The organism is Sphingobacterium sp. BIGb0165, from assembly GCF_024810095.1.
In the GTDB taxonomy this organism is placed as follows: domain Bacteria; phylum Bacteroidota; class Bacteroidia; order Sphingobacteriales; family Sphingobacteriaceae; genus Sphingobacterium; species Sphingobacterium detergens.
Genome location: NZ_JANUEB010000005.1, coordinates 1 through 15,244, shown reverse-complemented (window position 1 = coordinate 15,244; position 15,244 = coordinate 1). Strand labels below are relative to the sequence as shown.

The window sequence follows — 15,244 nt, the reverse complement described above, 5'->3', positions numbered from 1 at the left end:
TATCTAACGGTAAAATTTTTACCAACAGGCAGCTAAAAGTAAAATATTGATCTTTTGTTAATCCATTTTGAATCTACTTTTTATTTTTTCCACCAACCTAGGCTCTATCTGGTAATAGCTTTTCGGCTTATGCAGACAGCGGTAAGAATAAAGTTTATTTTGAACGCTTTTTTTGGTGATCTTCTCAAACAGCTCTTCAAGCTTTGGGGATATAATAATATAGAGCTTTTCTAGGTCAAATAACATAATATGGTCAGCACGAATATAAAGCGTCCTATTAATCTGTACAAAAATTCCTTCAAAGATGGTGTCAAGCGGTTCATCGTCCTTATTAAAAAAAGGGACGACATGACCTTCGTTAATGATGACATAATCAAAACCTTCCCCATATATAAACGCGAAAAAATCCACATCTAAGGCCTCGCTATCTGGATCAGTAGATTTAATTTTGTCTGTATCAGCAAATGTATTGGCAAGCTTTTGTGCTTCATCTATTAACTTCTTGTCTTCAACATCTTTTGACCTTTTTTTATTAGTTGGATTTTTAGACTTGGCACTCAAAATTGCCAGCATTCGTTTTCGATATCCTTTGAAGAAGATCAATACAAAATAGCCAATTAGTATTGCGGATAAGTAATATTTTAAATCAGCCTGTCGATAAAAATCCATGATTTCTGGGTCGACCCTAGAAATATACACTTCATCTAAAGCTTCCGCCAGTGCACTCCCGCTCCGTCTCTCATTAAAGATGGCATTTCCAACAAATAAGCTGGCTAACGTGTAAGGTACAACAGCCCATAAGGTCACATCACGAGGAGGTTTATATTTAAAATTTGATTGTAGGATTATAACAACGAAATAGAACCAAATTCCATAGAAAAAAGTCGCCGATAATAGAGACCAGCTTATCCGATCGACAATCATTTTATCATAAAGGTGCTCGGGTAAAGACCGGAGCGCGGGGATATAGGCTACAAAATTACAGATAGCCATCACAAAAATACCGGCAACAATGCAGATAAGATAATCATACCACCTGGGTTTACTTGTTGTTTCAATCATAATCGGTCAAATAATTGGCTGTAAATATATTATTTTAAACAAGCCCATCATAGGTAAAATATTTACCCAAATAAAAACTTCCTAGCACAACAATTACCTTCAGAATAACCATCTAAGAGCCTAAATTTACTTTATTCGAAATTCATTTCCTGATGAATATCGAGAACATATATAAACCTTATGCGCAAACGGCCTATTATTGAGCCTACCATTGCCATATTATAACAACGAGTTGACTAAATGGGAACATACTATTCTGAAAAAGAAGCACTCCTGACATTTTATACCTATTGGGCAAAATTGCATCCGGAGCTCGAAGACTTCCATAAGCGCTGGCTATTGAAAAATGGGGAGATTATACCGATGACAAGAGGTCAGATCCTATCGGAGACACCACATATGCAATCCACACTCTACATTGTATTGGTAGGTATATTGGCAAAAGAGCGTTATTGTCCCGATCGGGACGAACGACTCATCATGACGGTGGCCTTACCTCATATGGGATTCTTTACGACGATGCATTTTTTTAGCAGAAGTCCAGCATTGGGAGATATTGTCTGTTTAAAATCGGGATTAGTCCTCAAGATTCCTTATAAAGCTATAGGCCCCTATCGCAATCAGGAAAAAGCCATCGACACGTTGATTGATCTCCTGGTCAATAAGAAAAAATACCAGCTTGACCATCTCCGGGTGATCAGTACCCTACCCAATATTACGAGTCGATATTTTTATTTTGGGGATCATCTTCCTTCCCTTTATAACACGCTCAGCCAATCTGAGCAATCACGCTTGCTGCTAATATCCGAGCGGTCTATACAACGGGCCAAACGTTTATATGTGCGTCGCAGATAAAATACCGCCACCAGGTGGCGGTGTTTTGCCAAAAATCCTGCAATATCTTTGAATTAACGAAAGAAGAAAAATTAAAAGATCTAAGAAATGGGGAAAAACAGAAAATGGTTTCGGAATAAATTTGCGGTATTTCCCGCAGGGGTACTGGGAAGTTTTATTGCTGTTTGCTGAATCAAGGACCAGAGGCACACAGCCGTTCCAGTAATGGGGCGTGACCAATTTGGAGTAAATTATGATATTTTTTAATCGTTAAAGAACGGAGGTCAATATGGCTTGGTTTTCATTAAACTCAGGCGGTAATCCTACGCAACCTAACGACTATACAGCGGTGGGAAGTCCGTCTTGTTCTGGCACAAATCAAATTTGTGCTGTTCAGACAACTGCCAATGCGAGCAATAAGCCCAATTTAACGCCAGCGTTAAAGGACGAAATGATTATTGCTTTGCATTCGCGGACTTCATCAGCCAACGTGCAGTTGAAAGCGTAGTGTACAAAAGAGAACCGATAAGGGGGATAGCGGGATGCTATCCCCCTTCTATTATTTATTTCTCCTTGATAACAAGCACTTCAATCGCACGCCTGCCTTTACTTATGACTAGCCCATATTTTGCTAACTGCAGGTTTAGCTCTTCCATCGTTTTAAATTCGCCGATCTCCATTTTGATATCAGTTTTTGCAAGATCAATGCAGGGCGGATATTTTTTTGTCATATCCACTGCAAAAGTCAGCACATCAGTTCCCTCTATCATCATTGTATCTCCACCGCCCGTTTTTTGCATCACAGTTTTTCGATTTATTTTGTTAGCAGGCAGTTTTTTTAGCTCCAGACAGTCGTTTATTCTTTCATCCCAATACACGGCCAGTCCCAGTAATTGATTCATATCCTCCAGTGCGCTTTTCGCAAATTCCAAATCATCCACATTACGCATGATTTTGCGTTCATAACATATACCATAGTCCAATAACCATTCCCGATACGACAGCTTATCTGAAAGATAATTGTATTTGTTGGAGTCCGCCACCTCCCATACAATACGTTCCTTGTTCAACAAAAATTTAGGTTTTTTGACCTTTGTCCACATGGAGACATAAGCAGCCAGTATGGGCATATTCTTTAATGTTCCATACGTCCCATACCCCATTGTATCCCGATAGATAAGGAAGCCATGCTCCGTCGCCCCGTCTCTATAGCCCGTCAGTACGGAACCACCCCGATCTGAATGAGCGGAATCCCCTACGACGGGGGCTTCTGGCTCATTGTTTTCAAAGTCATTTTTCAGTGGCAGCTGGATTTTCCCATCCTGATAGAGACGCTCCACGTGCTCAGCCTTCGAGAATTCTGAAAATGTGATTGCTGCTACCCTATTTTTAAATAACCAGGCAACATGAGGTAAGCCCTGATGGATAAACAACTTCTTCAGTGTTGTATCTGATACAATAATAGGAAGCTTGATATTTTTCTCCTTCAAATATTGGTTTGTACGAAAAAATTTAGTTATCGTAGCACTATCTTGCCAGGTGACAACAATGATCTGCAGTTTATCCCCGAGTTCATTCTGCAATTTTTGAAGCTTTGGCATAGCCTCAATGCAATTACTGCAGAATGTATCAAAAAAGTCAAGGATAACAACCTTATCCTGTAGTTCGTCAAGATTTACCTTTGCACTTTTATAGTTTAAGAGGCGATGCTCCATTGCAGCGGGAAGCCTATCCCCCACCTTCAATGCCTTGATTTGCCCATTTGCCTGAAAGGCTATCAAGAGGAATAAGATTACCCCCGTTACAATAGCAGTGTATATTCTTAGTTTGTTCATGATATTTTTTTTTGATGTCTTTAGTTAATTACTTATTTATTAGCGTCTATTCTGTTCCATTCCGGTCAGGTCAATGACCTTCTGTGGGATGAGGACTGCATAGTTTAAACTACCCGGCTTCAAGGTAAAAGTCTTACCATTCACGCTGCGTGTCAGTTCCTTTGCAAATCGGCTATCCTGATTGAGCCGTTTGAGATCCGCCCATCGCCGCCCTCTTGAGACCAGCTCCTTCCGGCGTTCCAGCAGTATAAGCTTTAACAGTGCGAGTGGATCGTCCTCCGTGACCGGCTGAAAGGCAGCCGTTTCCATCCTGTTTTTCAATAATGTATTCAGATCAACCAGCGCAACAGTATTTCGCCCCAAGCGTGCAGCAGCTTCTGCCCGGATCAGATAGGCCTCGCTTGTGGTCAGCCCTATAAATATTCCAGTGGGATAGTTATCATACGATGCAGTGATGCCGTAGGTGCTCTCATCAGAATAGCTTGGCTCAAAAAAGAGTACCTTTCGAAGATCAGCATCGGCATAGCTTTCATATAGCTCAGGGCTCACGCGTGCATAATAATACTGCATCAGATCAGAGTAGCCTGTCGTGGCCGGAAAGAGCACTTCGGTATTGAACCGCTGGATCGGAAATTCATCACTGGTATTCAAAGTATTGAAATCGATCAGTCGAGCTTGGAGCCGCAAACACGAATCAGCATATTTATAAGCCTCTTCGTACCGTTGCATCCCCAGATATACCCTCGCTAGAGCAGCATAAGCCGCTGCCCTTGCAGGTCTACCTTTTTTATTTTCGGCCACAGGTAGATTTGCAGCTGCTATCTTATAATCGGCTATAATCTGCTCATAAGAAGTCCTTAGATCCGACCGCAGCGATCTACCTTCCAGCGATGGCATAGTGCGTATAGGAATACCCGGAGTAGATGAAGCTTTTGACTCTTCATAGGGCAAGCAAAAAACTTCGGCGATCTGGTGAAAAGCGAAAGCCCTGTAAAAATGTGCTGCTCCCAATACCTTTTTATTATCATTGCCCGTTTTTTGTGGCAGATCGTTCAGTACGGCTAAGATCTGATTGCTCACAAAGACCACCTTATAGGTGCTCTGCCATTGGAAGTCACTTGAAACAGGCTCGTTTGACCAGATATAAGCATTCTTTTCATCCATATCTGTAAGCGCTTCGTAGTTTCCCGATTCTATAAAAAAATCGTCCGTACCACTCTCCCCGAGCGAGGAAAATCCGGTATTCATGGTGCTGTAATCATTCAGTAGCAATTCGCAGTCAGCGAGTGTCTGCGGTACAGCCATCCTGTTGTCGGGTTTGAGGTCCAAATATTTTGAACAACCACTTAATAGTAGGATAAGTGGAAAAATTAGCTTTATTAGTTTCATCTATTTATCATTAAAGGTTAAAACTAGCTCCCAATGCAAGGGATAATCGCTCGGGTGTATAACGGCCATATTCGGGGTCTATTCCCCATTTATTGGCTTTCCAGAGCATACCAATATTTTGCAAGTAGCCGTATATACGCAGGTTTTTTATCGGCGTACGGCCAAGTTTGCGAAACTGATAAGACAATTGGATATCACGTAGTTTTATAAAATCCGCTTTGCTAACTAATGCCGAAGAGTTTGCATAAAAACGGCTTTCGCTCATGGCTATTGGATAACGGAATGCCGGCACGTCTGTCGCAGCTTCATCACCTGGCTTTTGCCAGCGCTGCGCATAGTCGCTGTGGCCCATTCCATCCAGAATAAACGATTCATTCTGAAAGCTGGTTCGTTGAAACACATGTCCGAGCTGAAAGGCGACATTAAATGACAGCTCCAGATTATTATAAGCGAAGGTATTGCGCACGGACCCGAAAGAAACCGGTCTGAGTGAACCATGATTTTCCAAGGCATCCACCGTTGTGTTGTAGACAATATTGCTATAGTCCTCTGATATTACACCATTTATATAACCCCTCGCAGCCCCCGTCTCGGGATTCAGACCCGCCCATTTGTAGGTCAACAGGTTATACAGGTCAGCGCCTTCAATAGGCGTGACTGACATCCCATAGGGGCCAGTAACATAGTCCACTCCACGTGCATTGTCGATATACGACTTTTTCACCCGGGTGCGGTTGTAAGAAAAAACAAGGTTTGTCCGCCATGAAAATGATTTCGACCGAATATTTTCGGTCACCAGATTGATATCCATCCCTTTTCCGAGCAGATCCGCACCATTGACATTCAAAAGTCCAAAGCCTGTTGTGGCATCTACCTGGGTGGCTGTGATGAGGTCCTTCGGATATTTCCGATAGTATTCCAAAGAACCTGAAATCCTGTTGTTCAATAGACCAAATTCCAGTCCAAAATTAACCATTCCTACCCGCTCCCATCTCAAGTTTGGATTGGGCGGACTCTGCATAGTCGCATAGTTGAGCCCAGTGATATAATGCGGAGCATTTTCTTTGTATATAATCGGGTAGGCAGAGGTGCTATTGTTGACATTACCATTATAGCCGTACGTAGCCTTCAGGCGCAACAACTGAATAAGCTCGGTATCTACAAATGACTCTTTATGCAGATTCCATGCGGCGCCGACAGACCAAAAAGGCTGCCCCCGGTCATTGCTCTTCACACCAAATAAGTTTGAAGCATCTTTCCGTACACTCGAGCTTAATATATAACGGTTGTCATAGGTATAAGAAGCATTCGCAAAATACGAGATATACCGGTAATTGGTCGCCTCCATGGTTGAAAAGTCCACCAATGTTTTCGTACCATCCTTTCCATTCAAAGCCTTAATAGGTATACCGTAGGGCATGGTCTGAAAAGACAGCGTACTCGGATCTACCCCCCAGAGAATTTTCATGCTCATATCACTTTTTACCTGACGGACCTCGTAGCCCGCTATTGCCGAAACAAGGTGTTTGTCCCCCCATTGCTGATCAAATTCCAGTTGCAACCGCCCTTGGAGTGTCTGGTTTTGGCGATCCATTTTATTCATATAATCGCCATAGGGCACGACCCAAGTCACATTATCCTGATCATAGGTCGCATGGTAGTTTAGCGTGCTGCGCTGTTCATAGCTACCTATCCCCCGCCAGACATCATTGGGTTCAAACTGATATTGATAAGACAACAGTCCGTTCACTTTCCAATTGTCGTTGAGCCTATAATTTGCTCCGAAGGTCAAGAAAGTTTCTTTGACACGGAGGATGTCGGCGGTCTCATTGATTTCTGCCAATGGTCTATACTTCCAGTCGAGCAGTTTCCCACCGCCGACAGTATCCCTAAAAATTGGGTTGAAGGGTACCGCATCCACCACAAGAGGATTGCCCTGCTCATCGGCAAGATCTAGGTAGGGATAATTTCCAAAGCCTCGCCCTACCCCTTCATAACCTGAGGAATTCAACATCGCCTGCTTTCGCTTTGATTCGGTATAGGTGAGCGCAAGCGAAAGATTTAAATTTTTGACAGGATTAAATTCAGTCCGGTTCCGAAAGGTCATCCGCTCATAATCAGAAGTAATGAGGCTACTCTTATTTTTATCCCAACCAACCGAAAAGAGCGTATTTATCTTTTGGTTGCCACCTGTCAATTGCAGGTTATACTGCTGATTGAACGAAGGACGATAATAGTATTTGGTGAAATCATCGCGCATATCGATACCTTTTAACTTTGTCAGTTCGGCATCCAGCTGCTGCTGACTGATTAGACCATCCCGGTTCTTTTTCAGCAACTGGATCACAGGCGTCTGCGCGATGCTATACTGATCGAGACGATAAGTCCAGTATCCCTGATCATACAGGTATTTCTCTAGATCGACATAATCCGAAGAGCGCATCTGCGGATAATAATATAGGTCGGGCTTCCGTCCAATGGTCATACTAGTATTAAAAGAAAGCTGGAATGGCTGGTTAAATACCCCTTTCTTTGTCGTGATCACGATCACCCCATTGCCCGACTGTGCTCCCCAGATCGAAGAGGCTGCAGCATCTTTTAAAATGGAGACATTTTCAATATCATTTGGATTGATATTCATAAAGTTTCCGTTAAAGATGTCATAGTTGTTGGGATACGGGACACCGTCAATAACGACCAATGGCCATACATTGGAGTTCATCGTGCTCATCCCCCGCACATTGATCCCCAGCAGTACACCCTTATTTTCAGGAAATACTTTCATTGAAGAGATGCTGGGCACCACATCCTCCAGCCTGCTCACAAAATCGGTAGATACTTTGCGATTGAGCAGTTTACTATCAACGAATTCGAAGCTACCTGTCGCCCTCTCCTTGGGAATCTTTTGGTAACCTGTGGAGACTACCTCCACCTCTTCCAATTGATTCTCTAGCGGTATCATTTTTATCGTTAATGATACTCCTGGGGAGTATTCGACTTCAAGGGGCTTGTAACCCACATAAGTAAATTTTACTAACCCGTTTCTATGTTTGACCGGAAGTGTAAAACTACCATCCTTGTTGGATGATGTCCTTTGCTTCTGGGCCTCGGCACGTACCGATACGCCCTGCAAAGGCTTTCCATCTGTAGCTGAAACCACAGTGCCTTGCAAATTATATAGCCCATCGGCCCCGCTGTCCTTGCGGGGCGTCTGAGCTGATAAACTAAACATAGAAACTAGAAGGTATAAGATTACGAGTACCGCGATCTTTAATATCTGAATATGCAGCAATATGCTGTTATTGGATTGTAATTTTAATTTTTTCATAATACTAGGAATTGGTATTGGAAGGTGATACCCGCCGGAAGAAATCCGAAATAGCTTTGGAAGTCGCTATCTCCTCTTTATTGACCTCAATTGAAATTGATACCTTACCCAGATCCATTTGATGCGTATGGATCATAAGATAACCTATCAATGTGCGCAGAAGTTCAACAGAAAATTCAGACAATTGTGAATTGCCATTCAAATTTTCCTTATCACTCGTGCAGAGTTGAAATGCAACAATATAGCCTTGAATTGTGCTTAAGGGATAATTATGCCAAAAGTCTTGAACATTCTTAACAGGATTATATCCTGTTCGATGCGTCTCATAAATCACCAAATCCAATAGAATTAGGTGAGTGTAATTAGATCTCATCTTTTAGATTTTTAATCGCGAGTTTAGGCATAGCTGTTCCAGTCTGAGTAGATCAGTTATTTTTTAGGCCGTTAGCCGCTTGTAATAAAATTGATTAATTAGAAGAGCTAGAATTCTTTTGAATGAGTATCACTAGGTAAATAATTGGGCATCTCGAATTCCATAGCTAATGTGACCAGATCATTGCTGGCTGAATCATACTGAGCTACTCAGGAGATTTAATAAGATTTTTTGTGTTTTGTTTTTTTTGTTTCATTGCTCACTTAATTTAAATTTTATAAAGTGAGTCCCATAAAGGCCTATAAGAACTATAGCGGGCTCCTATCAACCGTATAGCAGGCTTCCGACGGCCTAGTGAAACGGAATTACGATAGTCGCCCATGAGCTATAGCTTGCACAAAAGTACAAAAATATCTACATGGGCATAAGACCACCGCCTCGTTCACTAGTAATTTGTCGGAATTCACTATCGAGACTCTTTTAGTCAAATGCTATTCTTTTCAAAATTTGAATGAATATAGAACAAAAATACAAATTCCTCTTATTCAATACAAATATGTATCGAATAAAATTTCCAAATATGTGAACATTTGGTTTATGACCAACTATTCAAAAATCGAAATAGAAATTATTAATATCTCACTTGGACTGACTATCAAATTAAAGAGACTAGAATGCAAGCTTTCTCAGCTCGATTTAGGTATTATTAGTGAGACCGACAACACATTGATAGGTAGGATTGAAAGAGCAGAGCATATAATTGGATGGAATATAATCATGTTAGTAAGTCAAAAATTAAACATCAACTTTCCGTCTCTATTTGTACTTAAAACCAAGGATGAAGTATTAGAATTAATTGACGATTGTTTAGCTTTAGAAACAAAGTTGACGCAACAAAAAAAAGCATTTTATGACAAATTAAGAGTGAGAGTGAAGGATTTATATAATAAAATAAATTAGGGTATTAATGGTCTCCACCTCAAAAAATTGAATAGCAAATATTGGTTTCTACCATCTACAATGGACGATTTATATTATAAAACAGAAGGGTATCTTATTCGAATAAGATCGTGCAATAATAAGTTTATCAATTATGAAAATATTTCCGATAAAGCTGCTCCCCATTATGTACTAAAAAATAATCCAATTGCAAATCAATTTTCCGGATATAGGCTAATACAAAAAGATTTACAGAATATACTTGAGACTATTGATTATATCGTAGATCACAATAATTCAACCAATTACATTGTAAGCAGAAGCTTATCTTTTTTTATTGCAGTTACATATGCTAAGTGCTTTACAACTGCTGAAGGTAGGAAAATCAAATTAGAGGAAAAACAAATATTGAAAATATGTAATGATGAGCAACGAGATTTACATTACCAATTAATGACATTTAGAAATCAATATGTTGCGCACGGTGGAAATTCTCAATTTGAGATGAATCCGGTTGCGATTTCAATTTTCGAAGAATCATTTGCGATACATGATAATCTTATATATGTAAATAATTTAAAAATCTTCAACAATTCGCTAAAAGAAATGATTATTGAGATTATAAAAGAGATAGAAAAAAAATTAAGCAAAATCTACGATCGTTTAGGCGCATTTGTCTTAAAGAATTTCAAGGATATCCAGGATAATTCATTTACACCAGATCTAACAGAGCTAATTGAAATACAAGGACATGGGATAGAAAAGGATATTAGATAAATCTGAACAAAAATTACAATTTCGAATCGTCCTTTTGGAATGAGTGTTTTATAAAATAAACATAATAGATAAAGATGAAATTGCTAGACATAATTAAAGATGAAAATCTTAAAGGACTTATAACAGACATTCTTGAACTGGAATTAGATAACGTTATTGATAATGAATCAATAAAAGATATTCCGATAATAGGATCTGTATTTAAACTATATGGTGTTTCAAAAAAAATCAGTGATTATTTTCTTTTAAAAAAGATTGGTAAATTCTTGTCAGGATTAGAAGATATTGAAGAGGAATTAAAGAATAAATTTCTAATGAAAGACAACAAGGTGCTCTCAGAAAAACTCTTGATTGTTCTCAATCAATTAAACAGTGAAATAAAGGCTGAATTAATTGGGAACCTATTTAAAGCTTATATTGAAGAAAAACTATCCAAAGACCAATTATTAGAAATTATAGATGCAGTCGAGATAATTTTTATAAATGATTTACTTATATCGGCCCCTTTACCTACTTATATGAGAAACGGATATTTAGGTGAAATACCTTTGAATACTATTATGAGACTCCAATCTGTTGGCTTTATTACAAAGATTGAACAAAGGGTTCTAGGGGGAAGCGATATTAATTATACTGATACATTTAACAGATATGAATATAGTAACTCATTCAGAAGTCTTGGAATATATTGCAATGAAACTCTTTTAAAATATAAATCTGGACTTCAGAATAATTAATTTTTATGGAAGTATCATGGTATATTAAATATACACCTAAGTCACCTGGAATTATAAAATTGACAGCAGTCCATACGATGAATGTTCGAGACATTTCATGGTACTTAGATAACGAAATTAATCTTGATATATACGAATCGTTATTGCCCAGCCCTGTACTAGGACATCGTCAATACGATTTTGAAACACTTGATTTTTTTAATAAACTCTATTTTGTTTTGCATAAAATAATTTTGTATTCAGACAATAGAATATTTGTTCGAGACTATTTATCTGCCTTTGCACTAAACAAAAATCTCCATGATGAATATGAAGAAAGAAAATATTTCTTTGAATGCTTAAGCCGAACGATTTTTTATTTTGAAGATGAGTTATGTATTCCATCTTCTATTTTAAAAACAATTGACGCAATTATTAATGACCTACAATTCATTATAGATAACAAAAAGGAAGATCAAAAAGCGGAGGATAAACCCGAACCATTTGACTCTAATTTTGGAAATTTTGACGTCTTCAAAGAGTCCTATAAAAACAGTAAGAACGAAATCAATAAGCATAGTCCAGGTTGGCAGGTAAAAGATTCTATTAAAATACTAGAAGCTCAAAAAAACACACATAAAATTATTAGTGATTCTTTTAATACCATGTCTCGAACGGACGGTTGGCACCATGCTTTTAGATCAGAAGATGATTTCAATAAAATCTCAGCACTATTGACAAGTTTCTTTGTGCAAGAGAAAAATATTTCATTTCCTGAGGGAACAATAAATTTAAAACGCAACACTAAAACAAAAGTTGCCGTCTGTATCAAATTAATCTATGATGAATTAGGTGAAGGTGAATTAAAAAAAGAACAGACTCTTTTTAGGATAATGAAATGCATGAACTCTTTTAAAAATGATGATGAATTAGCAATATATAAACTGATGCACAAGTAAGCCAATCCCCAAAATCCCCGCTGGAATCCCAACAATCACCATCCATATTGTGCTTAATTAAACAAAAGCACAATGATAAATAGAAAAACAAAAAAGATTAGCCAAAATAACAATAGGAACGATTTAATTTTTTCTTATAGATTGTTATCAAAAAAACACCTGAATAAAAAAACTCTAATGAATACCATTATTACTGTAATTGAAAGGTATACTAAAAAAGATATCGATTCCTTAAAAAAAGAGTTAAAGGAAGAAGAACTGTTCTTCCTTGGACTGCGCTATCTCACAACTACAAAAAAAGCATACTGCCAAGCATTAGGTATTCCGATTGAAGCTGCATGTCGTTATAAACGGACTTTTGAAAAAAAAGGATTATTGGTGCAATCATCATACAAAATAGTATGTCCTTATACAGGTCATCTCGCTCATTTAATTTCAACAAACCCTGTCGAATTTGATAATTTAAAGAGAATTAAAGTTAACCAGCTATCACTTTTTTCATAAACTTAATTTAGATACCGTATAATTCTTAAATAAATAATCCAATAGACAATAATAATCCAAAATATATTTTTTAAATTCGTAATGAGCTTTAAGCGGAAGCTCGCCATTCGTTTTAGCGAAGCTGTTTCGGCACCGTTTTTCTAATATAAACTATATAAAATCTCGCATTCTCGTAATGGAGACGGTAGACGAATGACGTTGCATCATCATCGAGAGGAGGAATTTTATATGAATAAATCAAAATCAAACGACTATACAGTCGCATCTCTCAAAAGACAAGCAAAAAAGCTTAGCAAAATTGCTGGTATTCGCCATTTCGAGGCTTTAGAAAAAGTTGCTAAAGAAAAAGGCCATCCCAATTGGAAACAATTAATCAAAAAAAATGATGATAGGGCTGAAAAGCCTGACGTACGCACACCTGAAATTGCAACACCAGCTACTTTAAATTATCACCATGTACTTACCAGCAAAGTCCTAGGTCAACGACCGAATCGAAAAATGTCTGTAAAAAATCATATTAAAGTCGGTCGATTTTTAAAGGAAATACAAGGTGAACTTACATATTACAAAAAGGCATATAATATTATAAGAAATATTCGCATCAAAATGGATACCTGGCTCGGGGGTGAATATAATGAACACGAACTCGATACTGCAACATTTAATGAGATATACTTTGGAAGCTTTACTCATAACTTTGATACAATACCTTCTTTGCGCCAACGCTCACAACTTAGGACGTTATTAAGAAGAGCTCGAGGAGTAATTGACAACTCTTATCACGATTGTAAACCTTTGGAGGGACTACATCATATGTTTGATATGGCCATGAATGCTTTAATTAAATGGCCCCAAAACATTAAAGTACCTGTTATCAGAGATAAAAATATCGCTGCTGGAACATTTATACGCTTTAAAACCAATAAAAAGGTTGGAATAGTATTTCACCATAGTTATAGAACTGAAATTGTAACTGGTTATTCAGATGCGGGACCTTTTGAAGCCGGCCGTCACGAAGTGAGTGTGATGAAGGTCCAACCTAGCATTGCTGAATTCAGACCATTCAGACTTTGGCTACCTTATGGTATATGTGAGTTGGATGATGGAACTGAAGTGCTCATAAACAGAGATTATACTCCAATTTGGCAACGCACAACAGCAGGAGAAGTTAAGAGCATTGAACCTGAAACTGATATTAATTCGGATCCATTTGATTGGTATTTCGACGATAGGACTGCGCCTTATTATAATAACAAAAAATCTTTAGAGCTATGTATTTCTGTTCTGAAAAGTTGGGGCGTCGATGATAAGAATCCAAAAGTACTAAATAGATTGCCGAGAGCAATTACCGAAAAAAATATTGGTCTGATTGCTCCAAAGGGTTTTTCATAAACATAAACGTTATTTGAAATCCATTTTTCGCTCGACATTTATCAATGGCTACCACATAAAACGTAGCCATTGATATTTTACTTAGATTTTTTTTTAAAAAATTACCTAAAAGAGGTATCTTCACCTATTTTAGGCCCTTTATCTAGTAACAAGCTATCTTTAAGAATTAAAACCTGTTTATTCAACATTTTGATCGTTGAATCTGCAATTAGGGAGTCCTTTTCCAATTTACTTATCATTGTTTTTTGTCGTTCCACTTGATTATAGAATGTGGATTTCTCCACATCGAATTTAGAAGTTCCAAAATAATTACCTAGTGTAAATGCGCTACCAATGGCAATCCCTAGAGCCGTCCAAAAATACGCGTTTTTGATAAGTTGGATTATTTGGTGATCTTCTTTAATATTCTTGGTTTTCGCTGGAGATATATTTTTACATGCTTTTAATGCTCCTAGCAAAATTGCAATCTGCTTATCAAACGAATCTTGCTCGTATCCATTTAATTTTCTACGATCAAAACTATTATATAATTTAAATGCAGCGCTTTCTTCTCCGTAATTAACTTTTATAAAATCCTCAACTACTGCAATCCAACTCAGCAAATCGTCAGAAGCTTTAGTATAAACGCCATGCGATTTTATTATCGAATTATTTTTAAAAGTATGTGTTTTACCAATGTCGATTAGATCGTCTATATTTCTCATAACTATCCCCTAATTTTAATATCGAGCCCCTCGTACCTGAGTAGCTCGACATTAACTCTATCCAATTTCTTGTAACTCAACTTCTACTCTATTTATAACTTGACTAGAGCGCTCCAATACATATTGAATTCTTTCATCGGAAAACGAGATAGCCTGGTAAGAATGATCAATTGTATTATATACAAATACCCGCACCTTGGAGAGACTACTTGCTTTCATTTTCCTCGCTATCCAATACTGTTCGATAGGCAACCGCAAAGTACTACCAAAGTCAAATTCCCTATCTGTCAAAACCACTCCGACAGGATTTCCATTTAAATCTTTAAATATAGCGCAACTGTATATATCGGTGCATAACGGGCCACTTGTATCGGCGATATAGGTCCACTTGTATCGGTAATTGCGGGCCAGTTTAAACAAAGTATTATTTTG

The 15,244-nt window shown here is 38.1% G+C and carries 15 protein-coding genes; 8 read left to right on the top strand and 7 right to left on the bottom strand.

All coding sequences use genetic code 11. From position 1 onward, the window contains the following. Nucleotides 1-57 precede the first annotated feature (57 nt). Entirely contained in the window at nt 58-807 is a 750-nt protein-coding gene (locus M2408_RS12195; protein WP_259182155.1) for a hypothetical protein, read from the bottom strand. 495 nt (nt 808-1,302) lie between these two features. Here M2408_RS12195 and M2408_RS12190 point away from each other — a divergent pair, with 495 nt between their 5' ends. Together M2408_RS12190 and M2408_RS12185 are read left to right on the top strand one after the other, a co-directional pair. Beyond that, nucleotides 1,303-1,917: a hypothetical protein gene (locus M2408_RS12190; RefSeq protein ID WP_259182154.1), complete on the top strand. Its 615-nt coding sequence runs from the start codon at nt 1,303-1,305 to the stop codon at nt 1,915-1,917. 268 nt (nt 1,918-2,185) lie between these two features. Further along, nucleotides 2,186-2,404 carry a hypothetical protein gene (locus tag M2408_RS12185; protein ID WP_259182152.1) on the top strand — a complete coding sequence of 73 codons (219 nt, stop codon included), beginning with the start codon at nt 2,186-2,188 and terminating at the stop codon, nt 2,402-2,404. 55 nt (nt 2,405-2,459) lie between these two features. On the opposite strand, the gene M2408_RS12180 is transcribed toward M2408_RS12185, so the two are convergent. Genes M2408_RS12180 through M2408_RS12165 form a run of 4 tightly spaced genes read right to left on the bottom strand, consistent with a single transcriptional unit; the run spans nt 2,460 to nt 8,821 of the window. Further along, nucleotides 2,460-3,731 carry a TlpA disulfide reductase family protein gene (locus M2408_RS12180; RefSeq protein ID WP_259182150.1) on the bottom strand — a complete coding sequence of 424 codons (1,272 nt, stop codon included), beginning with the start codon at nt 3,729-3,731 and terminating at the stop codon, nt 2,460-2,462. A gap of 39 nt (nt 3,732-3,770) precedes the next feature. After that, nucleotides 3,771-5,120, bottom strand: a complete 1,350-nt coding sequence (locus M2408_RS12175) for a RagB/SusD family nutrient uptake outer membrane protein (protein WP_259182149.1) — start codon at nt 5,118-5,120, stop codon at nt 3,771-3,773. A 10-nt stretch (nt 5,121-5,130) separates the two neighbouring features. Further along, a complete protein-coding gene (locus tag M2408_RS12170) occupies nt 5,131-8,448 on the bottom strand; it encodes a SusC/RagA family TonB-linked outer membrane protein (RefSeq protein ID WP_259182147.1) in 3,318 nt (1,105 codons plus the stop codon). A 4-nt stretch (nt 8,449-8,452) separates the two neighbouring features. After that, entirely contained in the window at nt 8,453-8,821 is a 369-nt protein-coding gene (locus tag M2408_RS12165) for a hypothetical protein (RefSeq protein WP_259182146.1), read from the bottom strand. 597 nt (nt 8,822-9,418) lie between these two features. On the opposite strand from M2408_RS12165, the gene M2408_RS12160 reads away from it, so the two are divergent. The 6 genes from M2408_RS12160 to M2408_RS12135 all read left to right on the top strand — a co-directional run bounded on the left by M2408_RS12160 (nt 9,419) and on the right by M2408_RS12135 (nt 14,108). Beyond that, a complete protein-coding gene (locus tag M2408_RS12160; protein ID WP_259182145.1) occupies nt 9,419-9,781 on the top strand; it encodes a hypothetical protein in 363 nt (120 codons plus the stop codon). A 60-nt stretch (nt 9,782-9,841) separates the two neighbouring features. Continuing rightward, a complete protein-coding gene (locus tag M2408_RS12155) occupies nt 9,842-10,537 on the top strand; it encodes a hypothetical protein (protein WP_259182144.1) in 696 nt (231 codons plus the stop codon). Nucleotides 10,538-10,611: 74 nt separating this feature from the next. Then, the gene (locus M2408_RS12150) at nt 10,612-11,274 is read left to right on the top strand and encodes a hypothetical protein (RefSeq protein WP_259182142.1); all 663 of its coding nucleotides are present in this window, start codon (nt 10,612-10,614) and stop codon (nt 11,272-11,274) included. 5 nt (nt 11,275-11,279) lie between these two features. Then, entirely contained in the window at nt 11,280-12,212 is a 933-nt protein-coding gene (locus tag M2408_RS12145; RefSeq protein ID WP_259182141.1) for a hypothetical protein, read from the top strand. A 72-nt stretch (nt 12,213-12,284) separates the two neighbouring features. Next, entirely contained in the window at nt 12,285-12,716 is a 432-nt protein-coding gene (locus M2408_RS12140) for a hypothetical protein (RefSeq protein ID WP_259182140.1), read from the top strand. A gap of 228 nt (nt 12,717-12,944) precedes the next feature. After that, the gene (locus M2408_RS12135; protein ID WP_259182138.1) at nt 12,945-14,108 is read left to right on the top strand and encodes a DUF5623 domain-containing protein; all 1,164 of its coding nucleotides are present in this window, start codon (nt 12,945-12,947) and stop codon (nt 14,106-14,108) included. A 101-nt stretch (nt 14,109-14,209) separates the two neighbouring features. Here the strand turns inward: M2408_RS12135 and M2408_RS12130 are convergent, their stop codons facing one another. Both M2408_RS12130 and M2408_RS12125 read right to left on the bottom strand, forming a co-directional pair. Next, nucleotides 14,210-14,812 carry a hypothetical protein gene (locus tag M2408_RS12130; RefSeq protein WP_259182136.1) on the bottom strand — a complete coding sequence of 201 codons (603 nt, stop codon included), beginning with the start codon at nt 14,810-14,812 and terminating at the stop codon, nt 14,210-14,212. 57 nt (nt 14,813-14,869) lie between these two features. After that, nucleotides 14,870-15,244 (bottom strand): hypothetical protein (locus M2408_RS12125; RefSeq protein WP_259182134.1); only part of this gene is annotated, 375 nt, incomplete at its 5' end.